This is a genomic window from Pseudonocardia xinjiangensis (assembly GCF_050948425.1).
Taxonomy (GTDB): Bacteria; Actinomycetota; Actinomycetes; order Mycobacteriales; family Pseudonocardiaceae; genus Pseudonocardia; species Pseudonocardia xinjiangensis.
Genome location: NZ_CP192009.1, coordinates 1,143,231 through 1,163,150 on the forward strand (window position 1 = coordinate 1,143,231; position 19,920 = coordinate 1,163,150).

Here is a 19,920-nt window from a genome sequence, read left to right on the forward strand (position 1 = left end):
GACCCCAGAGCTCACAGCGCAGCCCGTTGGGGTGTCGGTCGGGACCGGTTGTGTGTGCGACGCCGAGCCGGATTGCATGCTGACGCAGTGGGGAGTGCTTGACCCAGATCAGATGTCGAGCCGCCACTCTCGGGTTGTCTCGGTAAGACGGCTGAACCCCGACCGTTCGAGGAACGCCAGCCTGGCCATTTCCTGCGTTGTCGCGTAGTCGAGCAGCCGATCAACCCGGGCCAAGCGGAGCCAATCAGCGGCTTGAGCGACCAGCCAGGTACCGACACCGCGGCGTCGGTGCGCTTCATCTACATGGAGGTTGCCGACATCGGCCCACCCCTCATGACTCGACACGCGGCCGGCGCCGCAGATTCCGGTGTCGATCTCGATGTATCCGACCTCAATTCTGTCCCTGCAGGCGGTGAATCGCGTACCGGACACACCCAGCGTGCGCACCAGGTTGAGACCGTCGTGGTGTTCCGGCGAGCTCGGGAGGGACTCGACGTCGGCCAGCAGGACGACCTCGGTCCGGTCCCCTCGCACGAAGCCGACACGTTCGAGGACCTCGCGGACATGCGGCCACTGCTCGGGCAGGCCGTAGACACCCGGCGCCGGCAGCGACCCGCCAACGGCGATCTTGGTTACCTGCCATCGTCGCAGGACCGCCACAGCAGCCTGGGCAGCAGCCGCGCCGGCAGCCGAGGAGTCCGGCCAGAACGGCGCATCGGGCCAGTAGATCAACCACTGGATCTCGCCCGTCCCGCGTAGTGCTGGACCCACATCGGATCCGCTGCCGTAGCGGACCATGTGAGCGGCAGCAGATACGCGTCCTCGCTGCTCGACGACGAGGGTGGCGCGTTCGCTGACCCATGGGTCGACGATGAACTCTCCGGGCTCGCGCTCCAGCTGGCTCAGGACGGCATTGACCGAGACAGACATTCCCGGGATGACCGCTTGGACGTGCGCGTTCACCAGGGCGGTCAGCTGGTCGCGATCGGTGCGGCGAAACGGCCGTACCTCTCCGATGGACATCACGGCTCTCCTGTTCACGACGTGTGGGAGGAAGCCGCCACCGGTGCGGTACGCCCATCAGGCTAGAGGTGACGCGGGCGAGTGTCGACCACAATGAACAGCGACCGGGGTCCGCCCGAACCCCGACACGCTCGTCCTGTTCGTGCTGCGCACCCGACCTCCCTCCGGTCTCACCGTCGAGCCGGGAAGAACGGGGCGTCCGGAGCCGGCGGAGGGCTCGGCGCAGGGGCAGTGAACATCACGTGGGGACGACGCCCTGGGGTGCTCGCGTACTACGCCTCGGACGTCAGCGTTCCACGAGGCCGTGCTCGTAGGCGTAGATCGCCGCGTGCACGCGGGTGCGGAGTCCCAGCTTGGCGAGGATCCTGGCCACGTGGGTCTTGACCGTGCCCTCCTCGATCCACAGCGCGGCGGCGATCTCCGCGTTGCTCGACCCGGCTGCGATGTGTAGGAGTACCTCGCGTTCGCGGGCGGTGAGCTGGTCGAGGTCGGGTCCGGCGGCGGTCGGGCTCAGCGCGGCGAAGCGCTGCACGAGCCGCGGTGTGACCTTCGGGTCGATGATCCCGTGACCGCCGGCGGCGGCGCGGATCGCGTCGACCAGCAACTGCGGATGCGTGTCCTTCAGGACGAAGCCGACCGCGCCCGCCTGCAAGGCGCCGAAGAGGTACTCGTCCAGGTCGAATGTCGTCATCGCGACGACGGTCGGCCGGTGTGGGGCCGTCGGGTCGGTGAGCCTGCGGATAGCGGCGATGCCGTCCATCCGCGGCATGCGGATGTCGATCACGACGATGTCCGGCCGGTGGACCTGCGCCGCGTGCACGGCCTCGCCGCCGTCACCGGCCTCGCTGACGACCTCCATGTCCGGCTCGGCGTCGAACACGAGGCGCAGCGCCGCCCGGACCGCCTCCTGGTCGTCTACGATCAGCACCCGCACCGTCATGCGCCGGCCTCCGCGACGGGCAGGACCGCCACGACCGTCCAGCCGTGCGGCTCATGCGCCTCGATCCGCAGCGATCCGCCGAGTGCGTCGATACGCTCGCGCATCCCGCGCAGGCCGTGCCCGGCGGTGACGCACTCGGGAGGGCCGGCTTTCCCGTCGTCGGTGACGGTGATGGTGATCTCGCGCAGGCCCCGCCCGATCCGGATGTCGATCCGCGTCGCCCCGGCATGCCGGACCGCGTTCGTCACGGCCTCCTGCAGAACCCGGTACCCGGCCCGCGCGACCGCAGCGGGGAGCCGGACGTCGGGGTCGTCGTCGGTGACGACGATCGGGCACTCGGCGGTGGTGAGTCGCTGGGCCAGCGCCCGGACACCGGCCCGCCCGGCAAGCGTCGGCGCGGCACGCAGGTCGTGGAGCAGGCAACGGACGTCGGTGAGCGCGGCAGCCGCGAGACCGTCGATCGTCGCGAGAGCGGTGCCGGCAACGGGTGGCACGTCGTCGCCGCGCAGCACATGGCGGGCCGCGCCCGCCTGCATGCGGATCGCAGTGAGGTGGTGACCGACGGCGTCGTGCACGTCGCGGGCCACGCGGCCGTTCTCCTCGGCGATCTGGCGAGCGGCCTCCACCTCGTGCAGGCGGGCCGACTGCCGGGCGTGCTCGCGACTCAACCTCAGCGCGTAGCCCGCGGCCACCGGCGCGATGCCCATGACGACCGCCTCGGCGACGGTGCCGGCGCCGCTGACGCGGTTGGCCACGAGGAGGAGAGCCGCGGTCCAGCCGATCGAGAGGTTCAGCAGGAGGACCGGGTGTGGCGCGTGGTAGGCGGCCGAGCAGAACGCCGCGAGCGCGACGAGCCGTCCCGACCACTCCGGGATGCCGGCACCGGCGAGGGCGACGACCGCCGAGCCGAGCGCGGCGGTCACCGGGAACCGCCGCCGGACCAGGAGCGGTGCCGCGACCACGACGCTCAACGGGAGCGCTGCGGCCGCCGGTGCCCCTTCCAGGAGCGCGGCCACCAACACGGCGGCTGCGGCACTCGCCGCGAGCACGACGTCGCGGGTCGCCGCGGACATCGTGCGGAAGACGCCCATCGCTCGTTCCTACCGGAGTCGCTGTTGCGCCGTCATGACACCGCCGCGCAGGTCGCGTCGGGCGGTGGCAGCTCACCCGTGGCCAGATAGTGGTTCACGTGTCCCCGGACGCACGGGTCGCCGGAGAGGTAGACGGCGTGTCCACCGTCTGCCGCAAGGTAGCGCGCGCCGGGGAGCTGGCCGACGAGCCGGCGCCCGTACTCCGGAGGGGTGGCGGAGTCGCTGTTGCCGTTGACGACGAGCACCGATGGCGCCTCGGAGGACACGATCGCGTGCGGCGGGTAGGTCGCTGCGGGAAGGCCGGCGCAGCGGGCGACGAAGGTCCAGGGCTCCGACCACCCGACGCGTGGGGCGATCGCCCGCAGATCCGCCTCGAGCCGGACGAGCTGGTCGTGGTCGATGGGCCCGGTGAGATCGGAGCACGTGGCGAGGCCCATCAGTTCGCCGCCGGGAACGTCGGGGTTGCGCGGTGGCGGGGACGGGACGAACGCACCGGCGTCGCCCCTGCCGGCTGCGGCGAGACCGGCGGCGAGATCGGGCCATGCCCGTTGCCGTCGGATCGACAGCGTCGCGGACCCGACGAGCGCTGCCGCGTCGACGCTCGTACCCGACTCCGGCGCGGCAATGGGGTGCCGGGCGGCAGCCGCGAGGACGCGGTCCCACACCTCCAGCGGATCCTGGCCGTGCAGCGCGCAACGCGTCTCGCCCGCGCACCAACGCGCGAACTCGTGCAGGTTCGCCTCCAGCACCTCGGCCTTGGGCGCGACCTGCGCGTACAGGTCGGATGTGGTGTGGTCGGCGACGCTGTCGAGGTACATCCGTCCGACGTTGCCGCCGAAGAGCTCGAGGTAGGCCTGGCCGTACACGGTGCCGTAGGAGTTGCCGACGTAGGTGAGCTCGTCTTCGCCGAGCACGGTGCGCAGTGCATCCATGTCGTGGGCCACCTGCCAGGCATCGAGCGTGTCCCGCAGCGGGCCGAGGGCCGCCGCGCAGTCGCGGGCGAACCGCTCGTTGCCGGCCGCGTAGGCCATGAACGCGGCACGATCCGGTGGCACGGCGAGCAGCGGCGCCGGCGCCGGTGTGGGGCACGAGACACCGCTGCTCTCACCCATGCCACGCGGGTCGAACACGACGACGTCGAACCACTGCGTCAGGTCCGCGGCCAATGACGCGAGCCGCGGCAGCGCGAACAGCACGGGGTTCGGCCCGCCCGGGTTCATGAGCAACGTCCCGATCCTGGTGGCGGGGTCCCGTGCGGGGAATCGACCGAGCCCGATCGTGACCCGTTCCGAAGCGTCAGGTTCCCGCCAGTCAGCCGGCACGCTCACCGAACCGCAGCTCAGGCCCTCGAAACAGTCCACCCACTGCACCGACTGCCCCGCGACCTCGGTCTCGGTGCTCGGTGGTGCGCTGCTCGCGCCGGCGCAGGCGGTTGCCGAGAGGAGCAGTGCGCTCAGCGCCGACGTCATCATCCATGATCTCCGCACGCGCCCCAGGCTGGCGCGTCCGACGCCTGCGGGTCGTCTGCCTTTCGGCAGACATTCCGAGTCGTCCGGCCCGTGCGCCGCGACCAGATCGACTGCTGCATGAGCTCGCGACCGTCCACGAGTAGACCGACGCTCGCGACGACGACGAGCACGGCCATCGCAGCCACCATGATCATCAGTGGTCGGTGCCACGACCGCACTTGCGCAGTGATGGACGCCGTGTCCGCCAACTGGCTCATGCGACCTCTGCTCCTGCGCATCGGGCACTGCCGGGAAGGGGCCGCCGTGCCGCGGTTTCGCAGCCGCCGGTTGTCGTTGTCATGCGTACACCGTATGAGCGCTGTCGGCCAATTCGCGATCTTGGCAGTTCACTTTTGCAGTGCACTAGTTGACCAGGCTCATCCACGACGTGGAAACCACGCTGGCCGGTCGTTCCGCACCGACTCGTACTAGTACAGTTCGGCCGCGGCGCCGGTCGAGGAGAGCGAGCGGCCCTCCCTGCTGATCGCCGCGGCCATCCGCCACCGCAGCACGTCCGGCGCGCGGCGGACCGGGGCGCTCACGGCCGAGCGGATCGTGGCCGTCGGCATCGCCGTCGCCGCGGAGGGCCCGTGGAGGCGGCGTCGATGCGCCGGCTCGCCGCGGAGATCGACGCGGCGTCTGCCTTCCGATCGTTTGTACCAGGGTTCTCACTATTGCGACTATTGCTTGCGGCAATTCTCGATGATCGGCCCGGGTTGCGCCGCCGAGGGTGTCGTAGACCCTTTCATGGGCTACCGGCCATTCGTCCGATTCCCCGTGCGGAATGGGAGACAATACACGGCCGGTCGACTCGTACAGCATGATTCTCGTCTCCTGTTCCTGCTGAACGCGGCGATACCTCGGGCGCGTGTTCGGGCATGTGAGCTCGTGCGCTGGGCATCGGTTCACCAACAGGAGGATCCACATGATTCGCAGCCTGACCCGACGCGTCCTGGTCGGGACGGCCGCCACCGCGGCGGTCGCCGGACTGGCCCTCGCAGGGTTCACCGGAACGTCCGCGGCCGCGCAACCGGCGGCCGCCACTCCGACGGTCAGCACCGCGGCGGTCGTGCCGACCGCGCTGACCAGCACAGCGCAGAGCGACGCCGTCAAGGCGTGGCACTTCTCGACCGTCATGAAGGGCACGAACGAGGTGCGGGTCGCGAGTGGCCCGAAGAAGGCCGGCGACCGGAACGGCAGCGGAACCGCCCGGGTGAGCATCCAGGGTGACGAGGTCACGTACTTCTTCTCGTGGAAGGGCATCAGCGCGCCGACCGAGGGTCACATCCACCAGGGCCCGATCGGCAAGGACGGCCCCGTCGTGGTTCCGTTCTTCATGAAGAAGGTGGCCGCCGGGCGCAACACGGTGAGCGGCACGGTGAAGGTGACCAACCAGGCGCTCCTGCGGCAGATCGAGACCCACCCCGGCGAGTTCTACGTGAACCTGCACACCGCCGAGTTCCCCGGCGGCGCCATCCGCGGCCAGCTCTAGGTGTAACGGCCGGTCGACCGGGCTGCGCCACACCACCGCCGGCGGGGCTGCGTCGGAGGACCGGACCATCGTCCGGACCCCGATCGGCAGCCCCGCCGGCGTTGTGACCACCCGCGGCGCCGCCCCGACCACCCAGATCCGCACCTGCGACACCGTGTCCGTGTTTCAACGACAGCACCACGATGGCCGGGTCGACGGCGCTAGGCTCGAACTCGCTCTGCGGCCCGGCGTAGAGGTTCTGGCACGGTGACTTCAGGCGGAGGCGAAATGGGAGCGGACGAACTCGACGCCGCCACGAGAGCCGTCCGAGCGGCGTTCGGTGACGAAGTGCAGATAATCGACAGCTTCGCATTCTCGTCCGGCGCACTGTCGATCACAATTCGGCGAGGCACCAGTTTTGCGGTGCTGGACGGGCGCCCTTCGTCCCAATGGGGGGTGTCGTTCGACCCGGATCACGCAGACGGCTTCACCGGGCATGACCGGGTTGTCGACTCGCTGGCCGACGTTGTGGATCTGATCCGACGGCGCTGGGCGACCGGCGCATTGGATGAGGCGGAACAGGCCGGATCTGCGCCGACCACGTGATGGACGTGCGTTCTGGCGTATCGGCTGTCCCGGACGGGGATGGCCGTCGGCCGTGGGCGCCTCCGGGGAGGCGCCCACCCAGTGGTATTGGTTGTCAGGCCCCGGCTTCGACGACGGGTGCCCCGGTGGCGGCCTTGACGACCGATTGGCAGCCTTTCAACGCCGCCGCCTTCGTCTCGTAGGCCTCTCCGGTCGCCACGACCTGGCCGTTGCTGGCCTTGAGACGGAAGCGGTACTTCCCGGATCGATCTTGGTAGACCTCGAACTTGCCTGCCATGGTGATCCTTTCCCTGCCCGTGGGGTGGAGAATATGGATGGCCATGACGTTAGCGCGGTCGTGACGGTTCGATTGTCGCCTCATTGGGGGCTTCTGCCCGACACCAGTGGACGAGCGTCTCGTCCAGGTTTTCTGTTCACCGCGCAGCCGGGTGGGTCGAATGGCGCGGATCCGGCGCGCGTCCGAGGTCTCGTGGCCTGATGTTGAACAGCGCACTCGCGTCGACGCGCGACGACGGGTACCGGGCGGCGAAGTCGTCCGTCCAGTTTGCTCGACGTCACCACGGTTGCGCTCAACAACCGCTCCTACGCCGTCCTGGATCCCAGCTCGAGCGCGTCGGTGCCACCGCCACCGGCTCGGCGGCCCGGCTCCTGGACCTGTCCTCACCTGATCTGGACTTCGTCGCGCTCGCCACCGGGATGGGGGTGCCCGCCACCCGGGCCACCACCGCGCAGCAGCTCGCCGACCAGTTCGCCGCCGCCCTGTCCGAGCCCGGTCCGCACCTCATCGACGCTGTGCTGGAGAACCGGTGAGCCCCCAGCAGGTATGGGCGACTCGCGGGCGGGAAGTGGGCGACTCGCGGGCGGGAGGGTGCCGTTCGGGTTACCGCCGGGGCGCCGGGGTGGTAGCAAGGTCGGGTGCCGAAGATCGACTACCTCGACGACCCGTCAGCGCCGAAGCCCAACAGCCTCGTCGTCGGTGTGACCGCCTTCGTCCAGGACGATGCCGGACGGGTGCTGATGATCGAGCGCGCCGACAACGGCCAGTGGGCGCTGCCGGGTGGCGGGCAGGAGGTGGGGGAGTCCACGCCGTCCGCGGCTGTGCGGGAGACGCTGGAGGAGACGGGTGTCGAGGTCGAGATCGTCGGTCTTGTCGGCATCTACTCACATCCCGGGCACGTCATCGCGTATGAGGACGGTGAGGTGCGGCAGGAGTTCTCCATCTGCTTCCGGGCGCGGCAGGTCGGGGGTGATCTGACGACCAGCGCCGAGTCGACGCAGGTTCGCTGGGTCGAGCCGCAGGCGCTCGATGGGCTCGACGTCCATCCGCGCATGCGGGTGCGGATCGACGACGGGTTGCGGGCCGACGTTCAGCCGTACCTGGGATGACCCGGTCGGCACAGTCCCGAGATCGATGACGTGCGCGGGAGCGCTTGTTTCCCCTTGCCCACCCTCACCGAATGGGGTCGACACGCGGTAGTGCGTCGTACACGGTGCACTGCTCACCTGTGCGCGGTTCCGGGCATGCGCTGCCGTCCACGCCGAGGTCCGTGACGGAGTTGGTGCGGTTGATCCGGCGGATCAGCGACTCCAGCTGGTCGAACAGCTGGTCCGCCTCGGCGAGCTGCACAGGGGTTCTCGGCGGCCTCGGTGCCCTCCTGGTAGATCGCGCTGTCGATGATGCGGGCGCGTAGCTCGTCGATCCGACGCCGCGAGTCGGCGCGCAGCGCGAGCGCCTCAGCAAGTTTCACAGCGGTTCCGTTTCGTGCCCGTCGTGTGCTGTACGAGATCGAGCCCCGTGGACGCGTTCACCCGGAAGTGTCGGTGGGTCGCCCTACCTTCCACGACCATGAGTAGCGAGACGCACACCAGCGGCTATCGGGCCGCCTCCGCGCTGGTGGACCGGAAGCTGGTGTTGCAGACGGCCGGGGGCCGCACGGCACGGGGGCCGTCGGCACATCCGCGGTTCTTCACCGGGTTCGCCACCGCCCCCGCGGCGGCCGCAGCCGGGCTCGTTGCGCTGGCGGATCTCGCACGAACCGACTTCCGCCGGACCGGCCGCATGTCGGACGGGAGAGGAAGGGGCGGGATGGGAAGCGCCTACCGCGATCCGGTGGTCACCGGGGACGGCGAGCGGCTGCGCTTCGAGTCCCTGTCGGGCTGCTGCGGGGTGTACGCGCGGCTGGACGTGCTCGCGCCCGGGCTGGACGGGGAGTGGTTCGACGAGGGCACCACCAACGTCGACATCAATCCGGCGCTGTACACGGCGCTGACCAGGGTCGGTGCCGGTGATCCGCTGCGCCTGTCGGTAGGCCCCGACGACCTGACCGTCACGACGCTGGACGGTGCGCTCGTGGAGAAGCGGGTGCCGCTGCCGGAGAGGTGGCTGCGCGGGCTGGCCGAGGTACCGGCGGTGGCCGCGGAGTTCGAGCCGCGCGCGCAGTTGGGCGCCGCCGAGGCACGCGCATTCTTCCAGCGCCTGCAGGCGGGGCCGGCTGTGCGCTGGGTGCTGCCGGCCGGCCGATCGCTGCGCGCCTCCACCGCAGCGGTGCCCGGAGCCGTGTGCCTGCCCGCGGCTCACCGGCTCGCCCCGCTCCGTCCGCTGCTCAGGTTTGCTCGATCCCTGCGGCTCTACGGCCCGCAGGTGGCCGCGGGCGGCCCGGCGGCGTGCAGCGGCTGGGAGCTGGACCTGGGCAGCATGCGATTCTGGCTGATGCTGTCCCCGGCCACCGACCGGGGTTTCTCGGGCGAAGGTCGGCTGCTCGACGACCTGGTGTTCGCCCCGGCCGGCACCGGTGAAACCCCCGATGCCGGGGGAGCACGCGGGGCGGATCGATCGCTCATCGACGCCGGCCTGATCGCCGGGCTGTCGGCGGGGGCGTCGGTGCTCGACATCGAGGCGCTGGCGGCGCGCGGAGGGATCTCCCCCGACCGCGTCCGCAGCGCGCTCGCCGTGCTGGCCGGATCGGGGCGGGTCGGCTACGACTGCGCGGAGGCCGCCTACTTCCACCGGGAGCTGCCGTACGCGCCCGAACGCCTCGCCGCGCTTCATCCGCGCCTTTCCGGCGCCCGGGCACTTGCCGGTGCCGACGCCACCCGCCGAGTGGGCGAGGACGTCGAGGTCCTATCGGGGGAGCGGCGCTACCTTGTGCACCGGACGTCGGACGGGCGGCTGGGCTGCACCTGCCGGTGGTGGGCCGACCACCAAGGTGGCCGGGGCCCGTGCAAGCACGCACTAGCTGTGTCGATCAGGGAACCGTCCTTTGCAGTGTCGCCGCTACCGGCTCTGCCCTGCTCCTCTCCGTCCGTGTCGGCCCCGTCCATCCTGGAGGAGACCCGATGAGCCTCGACGGCGACGGGCTGCGTGCCCTGCTCTCGACCGCCGGCCCCGGTGCGGTCGCGGACGTGCTGCTCGAGCTCGACGAGCCGGCCCGCCGCGCTCTGGCCGACACGGTCCGCGCCTACCGCGACGAGGTGGACCCTGGGCAGGTCCGGCCGCATCCCCACGTGCCTGCCCTGCTGGTTGCCGGCGCCGCGTGTCTACCGACGGTTGCCGGGGTGGTGGTGTGGTTGCGCCGCAGGGAGCTGCTCCGCAGCGCCGACCCGTCGGTGGCTGTTCACGTCGCACGGGTGCTCGCTGCCCCGGGGCGGCCGGCGATCGCCTCCGTGGCGCGCCAACTGGCCGAGCGCGTGCGGCCGGGCAGCGTCGATCTGCACTGGCCGCTGGCCTACGCGTTGCTGGGCGCCGCCGGAGCCGGTCCGGTGGTGACCGATGCCATGGTGCGGGGCTGGGCGCGCCACGTGCTGTGCGCGCGGAGCGAGCCGTACGTGTCCTCGTCGGACACGTGGTTGCCGGTGATGCTGCCGCACCTGTTCGAGGTCGACGGCGCCGTCGCCGACACGACGTACTGGGGCGGCATGGCGCGCCTGCGGGAGCTGTGCCGCCAGGGCCGGGTCAGTCGGGAGGCGCTGCTCACCGGCTGCCTGTACCGGATGCGGGCCGGCGACCGCCGCGCCCCGATGCGGGACGTGCTGTCCCTGCACGCCGACCTCGGGCCCACCCCCGACGAGGTGGCCGCCCACCGCCAGGAGTACCTCGGTCTGCTGGCCAGCGAGCAGACCGCCGTTGCGGAGGCGGCCCAGCTGGCCCTCCGGTCATTGGACGACGCGGGCCGGCTCCCGGTGTCGGTGCTGGCCGAGGCCGGCGAGGTGGTTCTGCTGCGCCCGGACAAGAAGCTCGTCCGCACCCAGCTGCGCTGGCTGGACGCGGCGGCCCGGCGCGACCCCGCTCACCTGCCCGTCCTGGTGCCGGCACTGGCAGGCGGGTTGGGTAACGCTGCCGTCGACCTGGCCGAGCAGGCGTTGACGGTCGTGGCGCGGCATCTGCCGGCCGCCGGCACCGCCGGGCGGGACGCGCTGCGCGCCGCGGCGGCCGAGCTCACCGGCGACCTGGCCCGTCAGGCCCATGCGTTGTTGGGGGAGGCCCCGCCCGCAGCGTGCGCCGTCGTGGCGCTGAACCCGGCGTCGCCCTGTGTCGCGCTGCCGCTGCAGCCCACCGCCTCGGTCGGGGAGCTCGTCGGCGAGCTGAGACGGGTGCTGCGGGGCACCGTCGAGGTACCGCTCCTGGAGCGGGTGCTGGACGGGTTGGTGCGCGGGTTCCGGGCCGATCGGCACGGCCTCGCCGCGGCGCTGGCGCCGTACATCTCGCCATGGACCGGGCGCTGGTACGGCCTGGTGCGTGCGGCGGCGGGCGTGGACGAACCCCCGTCGCCGCTGCCGTCGTACGACTACGTCCCGAAAGAACCTGCCCTGAGTGCCGTGCTCACCCGCAGGCTGGTCGAACTGGCCGACCAGTTCCGGGCAGGCACCGCCCCGCCGGAGCTGCTGGCCACCCCGGCCACCACCGACGGGCACGTCGATCCGGATCGGATGCTCCGGCTGCTGGCGGCCGCCGAGCGCGACGGCCGGCAACCCGGCGATGCCGACCTGACCCAGGCACTGCTCCGGCTTCCCCGTGACCTCGATCCAGCGTTCACGGCCCGCGCCGCCAGGCTCACCTCACCCGCGGGTCGGCGCCTGCACCACTGGCTCGACACGACACCAGACGCGTGTACCGCCCTTCCGGAGGAGCCGGGCCTCGCGGATCTGCTTGCCCGCGCCGGGTCCACTCAGAGCTTGGACGACGCGGGCCCCAGGTCGGGGGGCAGGCTGGCGCTGTTGTGGCCGGGTGTCCTGCCCTCACACCGGGAGGTCGTGGCGACCTACCTCCGGCCGCACGTGCTGCCCTCGATCGAGCCCGACCGCAATGGCGATCTCTGCAGGGTGCTCCCGACGCTGGCCCGGTGCGGAGGCCCGTTCGGGGCCGACATGGCCGTCTGTCTCGTCTACGGCCTTGCCGCCAGCAGGAGCGCCGACCGGCTCTACGCCGTCGACGCCCTCGTGACCCTGGCCGGCAACGACGATTTCGACGGTGACCTGACGGGCAGGGTGCTCGGCGACCTGGCATCCCGGCGGGTGATCGTGCTGCGACGCGCCGTCGACGCTCTCACCGAAGCCTCGGGGGTCGACGCCGCGGTGTGGGACATCACCGCAGCCGCGCTCCCGGCCCTGCTCGGGATGCCGCTGCCGCGTCCCGCAGGTGTCCCCGACCTGCTCGCACTGGCCGCGGCCACCGCCGCCGCCGGCACGACGCGCCGGGCCGTACCCGGCTTGGCCGAGGTGGCCGGCCGACGGGACCGGAGCCGCTTGGTCGTCGAGGCCCGCAGGTTGTCGCGGGCCGTCGCCGTGTAAGCCGCAACTCGGAGCCGTAGTGCTGCTGTGAGCCACCTTGGGTTCAGGGGGTTCTCGCAACACCGGTAGTGGTTGCGGGTGGGGAGAGTATCCGGGCGAGTGCTTCGGCGGGGGTGTCCCAGCCGAGTGTCTTGCGGGGTCGGGCGTTGATCTCGGCGGCGGCGAGGTCGAGCTCGACGGCGGTGTGGCGTGAGAGGTCGGTGCCCTTGGGGAAGTACTGGCGCAGCAGCCCGTTGGTGTTCTCGTTGCTGCCGCGTTGCCAGGGGCTGTGGGGGTCGCAGAAGTAGATCGGCATGTCCAGGGCGATGGTGATCTCGCCGTGGCGGCTGAGTTCGATGCCTTGGTCCCAGGTCAGCGATCGGCGCAGCGCCGCGGGCAGGCTGTGCATGCTGGTGATCATCGCGTCGCGGACCTGTGGGGCGCCGTGAGTGTCGGGCAGGTGGAGCAGCATGACGAACCGGGTGGATCGTTCGACCAGGGTGCCGATGGCCGAGCCACCGTCCTTGCCGATGATCAGATCACCTTCCCAGTGTCCGGGCACCGCTCGATCCTCGGCCTCGGCGGGCCGTTCGGAGATCATCAGCATGTCGGTGATCCGGGCTCGTTCGCGTCGCTGATCAGCGCGGCGGTGGGGCCGGCGTAGTGCTCGGCCGGTGCGCAGGCAGCGGGTCAGCTCACGGCGCAGCTGGCCGCGTCCCTGCACGTAGAGTTCCTGGTAGATGGTCTCGTGGGACACCCACAGCTCCGGCTGGTCGGGGAAGTCCTGGCGCAACCTGGAGGCGATCTGTTCCGGGCTCCACCGGGCGGTCAGCTCAGCCTGCACCCGGGCGGCCAGTGCGGGGTTGTCGGCCAGCTTGGTCGGTTTCGGTCGTCGGGCCCGCTGCTCGGCCTTGGTCTGGGCCACCCACGCCCGATAACACAGATTCCTGCGCCGGGCGGGTCCCGGGCCCGCCGCGAGGCCTGGGGTTGGCGACTGTCCCGGCCGGCCTGGTTGCGGGTCGTGCCCGGCGCGGGCGCGGGCGCGGGCCGCGCGCTCCCGCGCGGGCCGGGCCCGGGCCGGTCGGTCACCCCACATCATCTGATTGCGCGTGAGCTCACGACCGATCGTGGACCGGTGCCGGCCCAATCGGCGAGCGATCTCGGCATTGCTCAGCCCGGCCGCCACCCCGACCGCGATCTCCTCACGCTCGGCGAGCGACAGGTGCCGTCCCGACGGCTCGTCAAGATCAGGGATCACCCCGCCAGCCTGGGTGACCCAGTGCCGGCCGGTCGTCTCCGACACGCCGGCACAAGCCACCGCCGCCGCGAGCGGCGCACCTGCCTTCCACGCCCGCCAGAAGGCCCACACCCGCACCCTCGACACCCTCGGCCGACCTGTCACCGCCATCACCCCTAGTCAGAAGGGTGTTGCGACGACCCCCAGAATCCGCCCACCTCCCCACAGCACTACGGCTCCGAAATGCTGTGGGGAGGTGGGTGGGGGTGGGTCAGCTGCGGGTGCTGTACGAGTGCGCTCCGGTACCGGCGAGCTTGCCGGCGTCGACGATCAGGTACTCGTCGCGGATGGGTGCGGCGGCGAAGTACGACTCGAGGATCTCCCGGGTGCCTGCGGCGTAGCGGGCCTGGGCCGAGAGCGACGATCCGGAGATGTGGGGGGTCATGCCCTGGTGGGGCATGGTCCGCCACGGGTGGTCGGACGGGGCGGGCTGGGGGTACCAGACGTCACCCGCGTAGCCGGCGAGCTGCCCGCTCTCCAGGGCGCGGACGATCGCGTCGCGGTCGGTGATGAGCGCGCGGGCGGTGTTGATCAGGTAGGCGCCGCGGCGCATCGTGCCGAGCAGTTCGTCGCCGAACAGGCCCTGGGTCTCGGGGTGCAGCGGCGCGTTGATGGTGACCACGTCGCAGTGCGGAACCATGTCCTGGGTGCTGGCGTGGAAGGTCAGGCCGAGCTCTTCCTCCACGGCGGCGGGGAGCCGGTGACGGTCGGTGTAGTGCAGGCGGACGTCGAAGGGCGCGAGGCGGCGCAGCACGGCGAGGCCGATGCGGCCCGCGGCGACCGTGCCGACGTCCATGCCTTCCAGGTCGTAGGAGCGCGCGACGCCGTCGGCGATGTTCCAGCCGCCCCGGCGAACCCACTCGTGGGACGGGAGGTAGTTGCGCACCAGGGACAGGATCATCATCACGACGTGCTCGGCGACGCTGATGCTGTTGCAGAAGGTCACCTCGGCCACGGTGACGCCGTGGGCGATGGCGGCGTCGAGGTCGACGTGGTCGGAGCCGATCCCGGCGGTGAGGGCGAGCTTGAGGTTGGGGGCCTTCTGGATGCGTTCCGCGGTGAGGTAGGCGGGCCAGAACGGCTGGGAGATCACGACCTCGGCGTCGGCGAGGTGGCGGTCGAACTCGGAGTCGGGTCCCTCCTTGTCGGAGGTGACCACCAGTTCGTGGCCCAGGCCTTCGAGGAAGGCCCGCAGGCCGAGCTCACCGGACACGCTGCCCAGCAGCTCGCCGGGGGTGAAGTCGATCGCTGACGGGGTGGGCAGCGTCTGCCCGCCGGGGTAGCCGTTCAGAACCGGCAGACCATCACGGGCATAAGTCTTCGGGTAACCGTCGATCGGGTCGTCGTACAGGACGCAAAGCACTTTCGCCATCGCCGTCTCCTTCGAATTCCGATATTCCCTCTCGGCAATGACCGTGGCGGATTGGCGGCCGTCCGGCAATAGCGGCGACGACGATTCTCGCTATGAGCTCATTCATCGCGTCGATCACCCGAGATCGGGCCGTGCCAGGGCTGCGGCCCTGCTGCCGGGCGGATCGCTGGGGGATCGGCGGTCGGCGCAGCCGTGTGGCGGTGGCGGACGCCGGCTAGTTGCACTGAAACTAGTTGGCCTACGTGCTGCATGCGCGGAGTAGGAGGAAATGGGTGTCGCCGGACGTGCCGGTAATCGCGGCGCCCGTGACCAGTGCCCGTTACCAGGTGCGGTAGGGCAGGAACTTCCCGTTCAGTGTGATCCGGACGCGGTCGCCCTTCGGGTCGGGCACCCGCTCGAGTTCGAGCTCGAAGTCGATGGCGCTGACGATTCCGTCCCCGAACTCCTCACGGACGAGCTCGTGGATCGTGCTGCCGTAGACCTGGACCATCTCCTGCAGCCGGTAGACCAGCGGCTCGGACGTGTCGGCGACGTCCTTGCCGCGGACGGGGGGCAGGGTCAGCGCCTCGACGACGGCGGGGTCGAGATCCAGCACGGAGCCGAGGGTGCGGGCCTGCTCATCGGTCAGCGGGTGCTGGCCGAGCAGGGCTGCGGTGGTCCACTCGGTGGACATGCCGATCGCCTTGCCGAGGTCGGCCCAGCGCACACCGGTGCGCTTCTTTGCGGCAAGCACGGCCGTGGCAGCCTGCCGACGGTCGAGGGGCGGTACGGGGATGCTGCTCATCGGGAGATCCTCACGTCGAAGGGCCCGGGACGGCAACAGTCCCGCCTGAAGGTAGACCGACTGCACAGCTTGATAGGCCACGAGCCCTCCGGTCCGAGCTCGCGACCCGGACCGGAGTCCTTGACCCCGCCGGCGGGAACGGGGCGACTCGTGGGGGTGGGCCGGGTTGGTCGCCGCGAGATGCGTGGTTTCGCCCGTCAGGGGGCTGAGACGCGGGTCCCGCACCGCCCAACGGGCTCCGCGCAGGCGGGGCGTACGACCCGCGCGACCGGCCGCCCGGGCGCGAATCGGGCGACTCGCGCGGTCGGATCGGGCGACTCGCGCGCACGAAACGGGCGACTCGCGGGGGTGGTCCGGTTGGTCGCCGCGAGATCCAGACTTTCACCCTTCGGGGGGCCGACACGTGGATCTCTTCGATCAACGGCTCGACCGGTGCCGTGCTGCGCCCAGGGGTCATGCCGCGTTCGAACGCCCCGGCACGAGGTCCACCTTCGGAAGGACCTCGGCCGCGAACTCACCCGCCGCTGACGACGACGGGGGCGGGACCGCCTCAGGCGAGGGTCGCCTCCAGCACGGAGTAGGAGCCCGAGCCGCTGACGACCCGCTGGAGGGTGAAGCCGCCGTCGGCGAGGAGCCGCCGCCATTCGGACTCGCTGCGCTGGCGGCCGCCGAGCATTCCGAGCATCGTGATGTCGATCATCTTGGTGGGGTGCGGGGCGTCGCCCTCGGGCACCACCATGTCGACGACGACCAGCGCGGCGCCCGCAGGCGCGGCCCTCGCGACGTTCCGCAGGATGCGCAGGGAAGCGGTGTTGTCCCAGTCCTGCAGGACGGCGGACAGCACGTAGACGTCCGCGGTGGGCACGCTCTCGAAGAAGTCCCCGGCGACGATCTCCACTCGCTCGTCCAGACCTGCCGCCTGCACGGTCGGGCGCGCGCCCGCGACGGTGCTGGGCAGGTCGAAGACGATGCCCCGGCGCTCGGGACGTCCGGTGAGCAGCTCCACCAGCAGGGTGGCGTCGGCACCGCCGATGTCGGCGACGGTCCGGCCTTCGGGAAGCTCGTAGACGTCCAGCAGGTCGCCTCTGGCGTTCTGCGTGAAGCCCGCCATCGCGTCGTTCTGCAGGGCGGCCAGCTCCGGGCTCTCCATGACCCAGTCGAAGAAGGGCTTGCCGAGGTACGCCGTCGCGGCGGGCTCGCCGGTCCGCACGGTGTGCAGGAGGCTGCCGAAGGGCGCGTAGTGGGTCTGGTGGAAGTAGCGGGCGACGTTGCGGAGGGAGTCGGCCGGGCCGTCGGCGAGCGTCCGCCCGAGGTCGGTGATCTCGACCGTGTCACCGGACGTGCGGAACACCCCGAGCTGCGCCAGGAACCGGATGATCCGCCCGAGCGTGTCGGCGTCGGCACCCACCGCGGCGGCGACGTCGTTCACCTCGCGAGGCCCGTCGAGCAGGGCGGTCGCCACGCCGAGCTCGGCGACCGCGAAGAGGGCCTGCGACACCTGGAACCCGGTGAGCAGCTCGTGCATCTTCGCTGCGGGGGGTATTTCGACGTCAGTCATTCGTGCTCTCCCTGTTTCCACCGGGCGGATGGCCGACCTTACTGAGAGGCCCGGAATTCAATCAGCCGGGTCGACTTCAAAGAGAGTGAACAGCGGTAGGAATCAGGCCAAGAACGCTAATGGTGCAGGAATGGAGCCGGCTCGCTGCTGCATGGGACCCGCTGCCGACGGCGAGCCTGTGGTGGCGGCGCGGGGCGGCCCGCGGCGTCGTGGCTGCCGGACCGGGCGGGTGGCTCGCGTCCCGAATCGACTGTCCGACCCTCGTGGCGTAGCGTCGGTGGGGTCGGGAGCATTCCGTACGTGGGCGGCCAAGCTCGCGTCGTCCTCGACGAAGGCCCACACCGGACGGATACTGCCGTTCGGGGACGGGAGCACCGACATCACGTCGGCACCCAGCACCCAGACCACCACATCGACCCTCACGGCGCCGCGCGGCACCGCTGACCCGGACGCGACCGAGGTGGCCTGCCTGGCCTGCGAGCATCCGTGGGATGCACACGACGCGATCAGCACGCGGTACTGCACCGCGACGATCAAGGGCGGCGGCACGGGCCGAGGCTGCGTCTGCCGGCTTCCGGCCTGATCCGGCACCGACCGTCAGGTCCGACGGGCCCGGTGTTCGTCCTGCCCCGGTGATCTCCGGTGACGTTCCGGCCTCAGAACCTCGGCGCGCCGCCGATCGGCGTCCTACGCACAGCAACCGGGTGTAATCTCCGGGTGTCGGGCATATTCCGTGCACGGGCGTTCGAGCCCCTGTCGTCCCCGGCGAGAGTCCACGCGGACGGCTGATCGTCGTCCGGGGACGGAGCACCGGCATGACGTCGGTCCGCATCACTCCTGCCAGCCGCAGCGTCGCGCGCGTTCCCCCCGATGACCCTGAGCGCCTCCGGTTGGACCTGAAGCCGGGAGCGCCGACCACCGGCACCGTCGACGGCGGATGGTGGCCCCGTACGCGCGACCTGGCCGCCGAGGCGCCCGCCCTGCTGGCCGGGCTCACCGCTCGCCTCGGCACCGTCGAAGGTGTCAGCTACAACCTCGACGACTGGGGTGCGACCCGTCGCGAGATCACGATCGACGGCGCGCGTGTCCGGCTCGCCGGGTACCGCTCGCAGCACCGCGACACGATCGACGTCTACAGCCGGCGGCAACTCGTCACCCTCCTGGTCGTGGCCCCGGAGGCCACCGCGCCGCACGCGCTCGCCGCGCTCCGGGCTGCGGCTGACCGGGCCAACACCGACAGCGTCGAGGCACTGCTCCTCGCTCCCCCTGCACGCTCCGCCGACGATGCCGCTGACCAGCGGTCGGAGATCGACGGCGCGGCCGTTCACAGCCCGGAAGGGGCCCGATCATGACCACCAGCAGTACGTACGTCTCGCTCTACGACCAGCGCATACAACTCGTCGTCCGCGCACTGAGGAAGAACTCGAAGCTCGGCGAGGAAGAGGCCGTCGAACTCGCCGGGCACGTCCTGTACGCCATTGACCATATTCCGGAGAAAGTGCGGTAGAACGGCGTCGATCAGGATTCCAGATCGCGGCGCTGGCGGCGGCGCGGGGACCCCGAGGCAACTCGCGGGCCGTCCGCGTCCCGCCACACCGGGGTGTACTTCTGGAAGAGACCCAGGCCGCTGTTCCAATCGGCTGCGCCGATCGCGATGACGGTCATGAAGATGATCGCCCCAAGAAAAGTGATCATCCTGGTGCTCCTTTTTCTGCGGTGGTGTCGGTTGGTTCAGGACGAGGCGCGGGGAACCAGGCGGAGCGCCGGTCGAACCGGGCTCCACCGGCTGTCGTCGGGCACCATGTCGTTGGCGGCGCGGAGCCGCGCCAGAATGCGTTCGATGGCCTCGATGTCACTCTTGTCGGCGGGCTCGCTCAGGTCGAGCTCGAACAGCACCGTCAAGTCGTCGAGCTCGAACGCGCGACCCGTCCTCATGCCCGGACCGGTGCGCTCGTGGCCCGCTGGTGCCGGTAGTGGTGGACTTGGTGACGGTCGTGACTGCGCCGCAGCTGGGACTCCAGCCTGCTGACCGCCGCATCGAGCGCGGCGTGGGCGTCGGTGCCGCACGCCTCCGCGCGCACGGCGGTCCCCTTGCCGCGGCCGGTGATCACGACCCGCCGCGACGCCTTCGACTGCCGGGGGTTCTGCTCGTGGTTCAGCTCGACGTCGAACCGGACGATGCGCTGGTTGAAATGTTCGAGGTGTGCCAGTTTGTCGGCGATATGCGACCGGTAATGGTCCGAAACGTCGACGTTGCGACCTGTCACGGCGATCTCGGCGGGAGACTCCATCATGGCCTTCCTGGGTCTGCTGATTACTCGGATGCGCACGACGGCATCGGCAGGCCTGAATGTTCGCTCAGAAATACCCTCAGTAGTCCCACTCTACTCCTGTATTCCGGGGTCAGCGGCGGTGTCGATCAGAAATCTCGGGCCGGCGCCGGCCGGTGTCCGGCTCCCGCCGGCGTGATCTGGATCTCCTCCGGCGCCGGAAAGTTGACGGCA

General features: G+C 70.9%; 21 protein-coding genes and 1 pseudogene. 9 read left to right on the forward strand and 13 right to left on the reverse strand.

Features of this window, described 5'->3' with window-relative positions; all coding sequences use genetic code 11:
• Positions 1 to 108 precede the first annotated feature (108 nt).
• From ACQPZA_RS05605 to ACQPZA_RS05620, 4 genes are all read right to left on the reverse strand, one after another.
• Positions 109 to 1,023 (reverse strand): GNAT family N-acetyltransferase, encoded by a 915-nt coding sequence (locus ACQPZA_RS05605; RefSeq protein WP_433278972.1) that lies wholly within the window; start codon positions 1,021 to 1,023, stop codon positions 109 to 111.
• Positions 1,024 to 1,309: 286 nt separating this feature from the next.
• Positions 1,310 to 1,963, reverse strand: a complete 654-nt coding sequence (locus tag ACQPZA_RS05610) for a response regulator (RefSeq protein ID WP_433278974.1) — start codon at positions 1,961 to 1,963, stop codon at positions 1,310 to 1,312.
• The gene (locus tag ACQPZA_RS05615; protein ID WP_433278976.1) at positions 1,960 to 3,054 is read right to left on the reverse strand and encodes a sensor histidine kinase; all 1,095 of its coding nucleotides are present in this window, start codon (positions 3,052 to 3,054) and stop codon (positions 1,960 to 1,962) included. Before ACQPZA_RS05615 ends, ACQPZA_RS05610 begins: the two co-directional genes overlap by 4 nt.
• A gap of 32 nt (positions 3,055 to 3,086) precedes the next feature.
• A complete protein-coding gene (locus ACQPZA_RS05620) occupies positions 3,087 to 4,541 on the reverse strand; it encodes an alpha/beta hydrolase (protein ID WP_433278978.1) in 1,455 nt (484 codons plus the stop codon).
• Between the two features lie 946 nt (positions 4,542 to 5,487).
• Between ACQPZA_RS05620 and ACQPZA_RS05625 the strand changes: the two genes are divergently transcribed.
• On the forward strand, positions 5,488 to 6,054 hold the full coding sequence (locus ACQPZA_RS05625) for a CHRD domain-containing protein (protein WP_433278980.1): 567 nt from the start codon (positions 5,488 to 5,490) through the stop codon (positions 6,052 to 6,054).
• Positions 6,055 to 6,321: 267 nt separating this feature from the next.
• Positions 6,322 to 6,639, forward strand: a complete 318-nt coding sequence (locus tag ACQPZA_RS05630) for a hypothetical protein (RefSeq protein WP_433278982.1) — start codon at positions 6,322 to 6,324, stop codon at positions 6,637 to 6,639.
• A gap of 94 nt (positions 6,640 to 6,733) precedes the next feature.
• On the opposite strand, the gene ACQPZA_RS05635 is transcribed toward ACQPZA_RS05630, so the two are convergent.
• The gene (locus ACQPZA_RS05635; protein WP_433278984.1) at positions 6,734 to 6,916 is read right to left on the reverse strand and encodes a YegP family protein; all 183 of its coding nucleotides are present in this window, start codon (positions 6,914 to 6,916) and stop codon (positions 6,734 to 6,736) included.
• A 270-nt stretch (positions 6,917 to 7,186) separates the two neighbouring features.
• Here ACQPZA_RS05635 and ACQPZA_RS05640 point away from each other — a divergent pair.
• Positions 7,187 to 7,449: pseudogene (locus ACQPZA_RS05640) on the forward strand (thiamine pyrophosphate-dependent enzyme); the annotation flags it as partial.
• Between the two features lie 105 nt (positions 7,450 to 7,554).
• Positions 7,555 to 8,025, forward strand: a complete 471-nt coding sequence (locus tag ACQPZA_RS05645) for an NUDIX hydrolase (protein ID WP_433278986.1) — start codon at positions 7,555 to 7,557, stop codon at positions 8,023 to 8,025.
• Positions 8,026 to 8,089: 64 nt separating this feature from the next.
• On the opposite strand, the gene ACQPZA_RS05650 is transcribed toward ACQPZA_RS05645, so the two are convergent.
• Positions 8,090 to 8,266 carry a hypothetical protein gene (locus ACQPZA_RS05650; protein ID WP_433278988.1) on the reverse strand — a complete coding sequence of 59 codons (177 nt, stop codon included), beginning with the start codon at positions 8,264 to 8,266 and terminating at the stop codon, positions 8,090 to 8,092.
• A 219-nt stretch (positions 8,267 to 8,485) separates the two neighbouring features.
• On the opposite strand from ACQPZA_RS05650, the gene ACQPZA_RS05655 reads away from it, so the two are divergent.
• Together ACQPZA_RS05655 and ACQPZA_RS05660 are read left to right on the forward strand one after the other, a co-directional pair.
• Entirely contained in the window at positions 8,486 to 9,979 is a 1,494-nt protein-coding gene (locus tag ACQPZA_RS05655) for an SWIM zinc finger family protein (protein ID WP_433278990.1), read from the forward strand.
• A complete protein-coding gene (locus tag ACQPZA_RS05660; RefSeq protein WP_433278992.1) occupies positions 9,976 to 12,426 on the forward strand; it encodes a hypothetical protein in 2,451 nt (816 codons plus the stop codon). The genes ACQPZA_RS05655 and ACQPZA_RS05660 overlap by 4 nt, the downstream gene beginning before the upstream one ends.
• A gap of 43 nt (positions 12,427 to 12,469) precedes the next feature.
• Here the strand turns inward: ACQPZA_RS05660 and ACQPZA_RS05665 are convergent, their stop codons facing one another.
• The 4 genes from ACQPZA_RS05665 to ACQPZA_RS05680 all read right to left on the reverse strand — a co-directional run bounded on the left by ACQPZA_RS05665 (position 12,470) and on the right by ACQPZA_RS05680 (position 17,416).
• Positions 12,470 to 13,813: an IS30 family transposase gene (locus ACQPZA_RS05665; protein WP_433274076.1), complete on the reverse strand. Its 1,344-nt coding sequence runs from the start codon at positions 13,811 to 13,813 to the stop codon at positions 12,470 to 12,472.
• Between the two features lie 100 nt (positions 13,814 to 13,913).
• On the reverse strand, positions 13,914 to 15,074 hold the full coding sequence (locus ACQPZA_RS05670; protein ID WP_433278993.1) for an NAD-dependent formate dehydrogenase: 1,161 nt from the start codon (positions 15,072 to 15,074) through the stop codon (positions 13,914 to 13,916).
• A gap of 319 nt (positions 15,075 to 15,393) precedes the next feature.
• Complete coding sequence (gene cynS / locus ACQPZA_RS05675) at positions 15,394 to 15,858, reverse strand: cyanase (RefSeq protein ID WP_433278995.1); 465 nt, start codon at positions 15,856 to 15,858, stop codon at positions 15,394 to 15,396.
• A 550-nt stretch (positions 15,859 to 16,408) separates the two neighbouring features.
• Positions 16,409 to 17,416, reverse strand: coding sequence for a methyltransferase (locus ACQPZA_RS05680; RefSeq protein ID WP_433278999.1), 1,008 nt, complete (start codon positions 17,414 to 17,416; stop codon positions 16,409 to 16,411).
• Between the two features lie 277 nt (positions 17,417 to 17,693).
• Here ACQPZA_RS05680 and ACQPZA_RS05685 point away from each other — a divergent pair, with 277 nt between their 5' ends.
• From ACQPZA_RS05685 to ACQPZA_RS05695, 3 genes are all read left to right on the forward strand, one after another.
• Positions 17,694 to 17,999 (forward strand): RGCVC family protein, encoded by a 306-nt coding sequence (locus tag ACQPZA_RS05685; RefSeq protein ID WP_433279003.1) that lies wholly within the window; start codon positions 17,694 to 17,696, stop codon positions 17,997 to 17,999.
• Positions 18,000 to 18,231: 232 nt separating this feature from the next.
• The gene (locus ACQPZA_RS05690; RefSeq protein ID WP_433279004.1) at positions 18,232 to 18,768 is read left to right on the forward strand and encodes a DUF5994 family protein; all 537 of its coding nucleotides are present in this window, start codon (positions 18,232 to 18,234) and stop codon (positions 18,766 to 18,768) included.
• Positions 18,765 to 18,923 (forward strand): DUF6307 family protein, encoded by a 159-nt coding sequence (locus ACQPZA_RS05695; RefSeq protein WP_169394461.1) that lies wholly within the window; start codon positions 18,765 to 18,767, stop codon positions 18,921 to 18,923. The genes ACQPZA_RS05690 and ACQPZA_RS05695 overlap by 4 nt, the downstream gene beginning before the upstream one ends.
• Before the next feature lie 11 nt (positions 18,924 to 18,934).
• Here ACQPZA_RS05695 and ACQPZA_RS05700 read toward each other — a convergent pair whose 3' ends face one another.
• The 3 genes from ACQPZA_RS05700 to hpf are packed head-to-tail and all read right to left on the reverse strand — an operon-like array spanning position 18,935 to position 19,710.
• Entirely contained in the window at positions 18,935 to 19,111 is a 177-nt protein-coding gene (locus ACQPZA_RS05700) for a hypothetical protein (RefSeq protein ID WP_169394460.1), read from the reverse strand.
• 36 nt (positions 19,112 to 19,147) lie between these two features.
• Positions 19,148 to 19,351, reverse strand: coding sequence for a hypothetical protein (locus ACQPZA_RS05705; RefSeq protein ID WP_433279007.1), 204 nt, complete (start codon positions 19,349 to 19,351; stop codon positions 19,148 to 19,150).
• The gene (gene hpf, locus ACQPZA_RS05710; protein WP_433279008.1) at positions 19,348 to 19,710 is read right to left on the reverse strand and encodes a ribosome hibernation-promoting factor, HPF/YfiA family; all 363 of its coding nucleotides are present in this window, start codon (positions 19,708 to 19,710) and stop codon (positions 19,348 to 19,350) included. The genes ACQPZA_RS05705 and hpf overlap by 4 nt, the downstream gene beginning before the upstream one ends.
• Positions 19,711 to 19,920 lie beyond the last annotated feature (210 nt).

Bases quoted from the DNA above. Each gene is read 5' to 3' on its own strand.
- ACQPZA_RS05605 (WP_433278972.1), bottom strand. From the start codon at position 1,023: ATGTCCATCGGAGAGGTACGGCCGTTTCGCCGCACCGATCGCGACCAG.
- ACQPZA_RS05610 (WP_433278974.1), bottom strand. From the start codon at position 1,963: ATGACGGTGCGGGTGCTGATCGTAGACGACCAGGAGGCGGTCCGGGCG.
- ACQPZA_RS05615 (WP_433278976.1), bottom strand. From the start codon at position 3,054: ATGGGCGTCTTCCGCACGATGTCCGCGGCGACCCGCGACGTCGTGCTC.
- ACQPZA_RS05625 (WP_433278980.1), top strand. From the start codon at position 5,488: ATGATTCGCAGCCTGACCCGACGCGTCCTGGTCGGGACGGCCGCCACC.
- ACQPZA_RS05630 (WP_433278982.1), top strand. From the start codon at position 6,322: ATGGGAGCGGACGAACTCGACGCCGCCACGAGAGCCGTCCGAGCGGCG.
- ACQPZA_RS05635 (WP_433278984.1), bottom strand. From the start codon at position 6,916: ATGGCAGGCAAGTTCGAGGTCTACCAAGATCGATCCGGGAAGTACCGC.
- ACQPZA_RS05655 (WP_433278990.1), top strand. From the start codon at position 8,486: ATGAGTAGCGAGACGCACACCAGCGGCTATCGGGCCGCCTCCGCGCTG.
- ACQPZA_RS05660 (WP_433278992.1), top strand. From the start codon at position 9,976: ATGAGCCTCGACGGCGACGGGCTGCGTGCCCTGCTCTCGACCGCCGGC.
- ACQPZA_RS05665 (WP_433274076.1), bottom strand. From the start codon at position 13,813: ATGGCGGTGACAGGTCGGCCGAGGGTGTCGAGGGTGCGGGTGTGGGCC.
- ACQPZA_RS05670 (WP_433278993.1), bottom strand. From the start codon at position 15,074: ATGGCGAAAGTGCTTTGCGTCCTGTACGACGACCCGATCGACGGTTAC.
- cynS (WP_433278995.1), bottom strand. From the start codon at position 15,858: ATGAGCAGCATCCCCGTACCGCCCCTCGACCGTCGGCAGGCTGCCACG.
- ACQPZA_RS05680 (WP_433278999.1), bottom strand. From the start codon at position 17,416: ATGACTGACGTCGAAATACCCCCCGCAGCGAAGATGCACGAGCTGCTC.
- ACQPZA_RS05690 (WP_433279004.1), top strand. From the start codon at position 18,232: ATGACGTCGGTCCGCATCACTCCTGCCAGCCGCAGCGTCGCGCGCGTT.
- ACQPZA_RS05695 (WP_169394461.1), top strand. From the start codon at position 18,765: ATGACCACCAGCAGTACGTACGTCTCGCTCTACGACCAGCGCATACAA.
- ACQPZA_RS05700 (WP_169394460.1), bottom strand. From the start codon at position 19,111: ATGATCACTTTTCTTGGGGCGATCATCTTCATGACCGTCATCGCGATC.
- ACQPZA_RS05705 (WP_433279007.1), bottom strand. From the start codon at position 19,351: ATGAGGACGGGTCGCGCGTTCGAGCTCGACGACTTGACGGTGCTGTTC.
- hpf (WP_433279008.1), bottom strand. From the start codon at position 19,710: ATGATGGAGTCTCCCGCCGAGATCGCCGTGACAGGTCGCAACGTCGAC.